This is a genomic window from Streptomyces hygroscopicus subsp. hygroscopicus, assembly GCF_001553455.1.
GTDB lineage: Bacteria > Actinomycetota > Actinomycetes > Streptomycetales > Streptomycetaceae > Streptomyces > Streptomyces hygroscopicus.
On record NZ_BBOX01000060.1, the window covers coordinates 1 to 4007 of the forward strand.

2 protein-coding genes and 2 pseudogenes are annotated in these 4007 nt (G+C 68.1%); 1 reads left to right on the plus strand and 3 read right to left on the minus strand.

Translation table 11 applies throughout. The features are described 5' to 3' along the window. Positions 1–232 (minus strand): hypothetical protein (locus AXW62_RS45050; protein WP_185929766.1); only part of this gene is annotated, 232 nt, incomplete at its 3' end. Between the two features lie 459 nt (positions 233–691). Here AXW62_RS45050 and AXW62_RS07915 point away from each other — a divergent pair. Further along, positions 692–1102 (plus strand): annotated as a pseudogene (locus AXW62_RS07915) (DUF475 domain-containing protein); the annotation flags it as partial. 106 nt (positions 1103–1208) lie between these two features. Here the strand turns inward: AXW62_RS07915 and AXW62_RS07920 are convergent. Together AXW62_RS07920 and AXW62_RS07925 are read right to left on the minus strand one after the other, a co-directional pair. After that, positions 1209–1996 (minus strand): annotated as a pseudogene (locus AXW62_RS07920) (aldo/keto reductase). 117 nt (positions 1997–2113) lie between these two features. Then, positions 2114–3706, minus strand: coding sequence for a S1 family serine peptidase (locus tag AXW62_RS07925; RefSeq protein ID WP_060943873.1), 1593 nt, complete (start codon positions 3704–3706; stop codon positions 2114–2116). Positions 3707–4007 lie beyond the last annotated feature (301 nt).

Consider the following 4007-nt stretch of genomic DNA (forward strand, 5'->3'; position numbering starts at 1 on the left):
ACACCCAGCGGTGACCGCCGACCACCCGCGCGAAGACGCCCCAGCAGCGAGGCCCGCCATGCACACCAGTGCCCACACCGTCCTGTACGACCCCGACGGGCTGATCGAGGCGGAGCTCCCGCTCGACCGCGAGCCGTACGAGTGCCTCGTCAAGGCCGTCCTCGCCTGGACCGGCGAGGACACGCTCACGACCCGCGACTACGAGCAGATCGCCCTCCATCTGACCAGTCACGCTCGCGCGGTCGCCGCCGACGTCCGGCGCCGCGCGAACCAGCTGCCGAAGAGCAGCGGGCCCCGGGCACTCGCCGACGTCGTCCTGCGCGAGGCTGAAGGCCGGCTGTCCGCGACGCCGGAGGGCACCGTGCGCTGCGTCCAGGTCCGCGCCCGCCTCGTCCCGCGCTCTCTACGAACGCCTGGAGGCCGTGCTCGCCCCGGAGAGGGGTGCACCGAGCGGCGGCTGAACCGTTGGCTGGACGGTTGCTTTCAGCGGGGGACCGCAGGTGTGACCGAAGGTGTGGACCTCTCAAATCGGACACCGCCCGTTCTCGAAGGTCAACCCTGGTGGGCAAGCCGGTCTCGTGCGCGGACACCTCTTTCCCACGCGATAGCCATGGGGAAGAGGTCTGCTTCGAGCCCCGGGGGCCGACGAGCTGCGGCGGTGAAGGAAACCCCTGGTCGCCTGTTGATCGGGATGGCAGGCAAGGCCGCCTTCTTCATGTTCCTCTACCTGGAGGTTCTGGACGCGTCCTTCTCCTTCGACGGTGTCATCGCCGCCTTCGCGATCACCAACGACATCGTCCTGATGTCGCTCGGCCTCGGTATCGGCGCGATGCACGTCCGTTCCCTGACGGTCGACCTGGTCCGCCAGGGCACCCTCGACGACTACGTCTACCTGGAGCACGGCGCGCACTACGCGATCGGCGCGCTGGCGGTGATCCTCATGATCTCCATCCGCTACCAGATCCCCGAGGTGGTCACCGGTCTCATCGGTGTCGTCCTGATCGCCTGGGCCTTCTGGTCCTCCGTCCGCCGCAACCGCAGGCTGGCGGCGGACGAGGGAGAACAGACGGCTCACGAGAAGGCCGAGGTTTCCTCCGGCGTCTGGGCCGGGCAGTCGGCGCGCGCCGGCCTGGACCAGGCGGCGCAGCTCTCGGCCGGCCGCTCGGCGCCGACCCACACCAAGGTGCTGACCCTCCCGCCCCGCGAGTTTAGGCGGCGGCGGTGAGGGCCTCGAATTCCTTGTCGTCGAGTCGCACCAGGGCGGCGTTGACGTTCTCCTCCAGATGGGCGGCACTGTACGTGCCCGGTATCGGAAGCATCACCGGGGAGCGGCGCAACAGCCAGGCGAGGGCGAGCTGCGCGGGGCTCGCGTCGTGCAGCCGGGACGGGCCGTCCAGCGGGCCGCCGGGGCGGGCAAGTTCGCCCGTGGCGATCGGGAACCAAGGGATGAAGGCGATGTTCTCGGCCTCGGCGTACGTGAGTACGTCCTCGGCCGACCGGTTCGCGAGGTTGTAGAGGTTCTGCACGGAGACGATGTCAACTTGAGCTGCTCGACCGTCACCTCGGATAGTCCGAGGTGACGGATCTTGCCCTCCTGCTGCATCTGGGCCAACGCGCCGAGCTGCTCGGCCAGCGGGACGTCGGGGTCGCTACGGTGCAGCTGGTACAGATCAATGCACTCGAGTCCGAGGTGTCGCAGACTCAGCTCCACCCGTTGACGCAGAAACACGGGTCGGCCGCTGGGGCGCCAGTCGTCCGGACCCGGACGTGTCACGCCGCCCTTGGTGGCGATGACGAGGTCATCGGCGTAGGGGTGCAGTGCCTTGCGGATCAGCTGCTCGTTGACGCACGGGCCGTAGGCGTCCGCCGTGTCGATGAAGGTGATGCCCAGCTCGACCGCTCGACGTAAGACCCGGACGGCCTCGTCCGGATGCGGATCAAGCCCAGATACCACCGACGCCGAGTACACGAACGCGTGACACATCTTGCCGTACACGTACGTGTACGGACTGTGGAGAAGTACCAGGCCGAGTGCCCCTCGTTGTCGCAAGGGATCACCTCGACTGCTCCCACCGGCATGCGGAGTACAGCGGTCTTGTGGGCGCCAGAGCCGCTACCGGTTGTGGTCGCCGGAGTGGCTGTCGTGGCGGTCAGAGCGGGGCGGGGCACCAGTGAGGGTGCAGCCCTGCTGGGACAGGTCCAGTTTCGATCCCTTGGTCAGGCAGGCCGGGATCATGTAGACCTGCTGGCCGTAGCCACGGCCCTTCACGGAGGTCACGGTTCCGTCCGAGTCCACCTCGCAAGGGTTGTCGTCGGTGCACTGCTCGCCGGCATCGTTGTGGGTGTTGTGGATCCCCGCGACCGTGGTGCCGTCGGGGGCCAGCAGCGCCGAACCGGATGTGCCGAACCAGGGGGCGCAGTCTTTGCTGGTGGCGTAGCGGATCGAGTCGTTCTGCTGGTAGCCGCCCTCCCGCAGGTGCGGGACCACGGCCTCGGCGGTGCAGTTGAAGCGCTGGCTGGCGTAGGCCATGGTCAGCGGGTCGCCTGCGCGCACGGGGGTGGTGGTGAGTTGGAAGGTTTTCGCGCTCTCGGCCTTCAACTGCTTGTAGGTCTTGTCCAGGCGGTAGAGCGCGATGTCGGTGCCGGTCATCGTCGCGTACACCAGCCGTTTCGTACGGGCGGTGGTCTGGGGGTAGCCCTGATGGTCGGCGATATACGCCTCGCGGTCGGCCGGCTGGTCCACTATTGCGGTTCCGGGCGCGGGCCGCTGTCCCTCCACGCAGTGACCGTTGGTCAGCACCAGCGCCGGGTCCTGCGGCCGGGAGGTGGCGGTGCGGACCACCGAGCCTACACAGTTGTCCAGGTCCACCACGCCTTCCACGTCCGGGATCACATCATCGGGGGGCACGTTGGTGCCCGTGATGATGCCGTTGATCCAGTCGGCGTGCTTGGTGACATCGGTGTACAGCGTCTTGCCGCTTTCGTCGGGGCCACTGACCGTACCGGCCAGGGCCCACTGGTCGCCTTCGCGGACCAGCGCAGGCCCACCGGAGTCCATGTTGGACGCGGCGACGCTGCCGTCGCTGCTACCGATACACAACTCTCCTTCGCCGGCTTGCGGACACTCCGATTTCGGCTGCACCACGGTGTCAGCCTCCCGCAGCCGCTTGGGGAAACACGCCGCGTTGTCCATGTCGTCGCAGGTCATGCCCCAGCCCATGATGCGGACGGGAGTGTTGTCCGGCGGCGTGGTCGAGGCGATCCGCACCGGCTTGGCCCGAACCGGTGTCCGCAGATGCATCAATGCGAGGTCGCGGCCCCAGAACCCTCCCTCATCGCTATTGGTCGCCAGCCGGTAGTAGTGGTCGACCTCGGCGACCTCGCCCCCGGATGTGGTGTCCAGTGACCCGACCCGGACCTTCCAGCCACGCGGGACACCCGCCCTCGCCCCGGTCGGGTTCCGGCCGGCGCAGTGGCTGGCGGTCAGGACCCATTGCGGCGCAAGGACCTCCACCCCACAGCCGTGTTGGTCCGGGCGCGGTGGCGCGGGATAGGACAGCTGGAACGAGCCCGTGAACGAATACGCCTTGGTTGACTCGGTGCCACCCACGATGGCCTGCGCCGGTAAGGCGGGCACCAGCGCCGCGGTCACCGCGACCCCCGTCGTCAGGACGGCGGCCGCCCTTCGGCTTGTCCACTTACGCATGAGTGACTCCTCTTTCGTCCGCTGCCGGGCATCGCTCCGGCGGGCTTGTGCGGAGGAACAGCACCCGGCCGTCCCGTCCGGCCTCGACTCTGGGCCCAGCGGTCTTCCTGCTGATCTCGACCGCGTATCAGGCGCGTCGCGGTATCCGCTCAGTTGTGTATCAGCCCTGGGGCAAGCACCGTGGAATGGTCACGGCCGGATGCAGGCATGCGCAACGGATACACGGTCATCGTGATCCCGACACACCTGATCGACCTGCCCACGCTCCCTGAGCAAAGCCGGGGAAGCTGGGCAATACGCC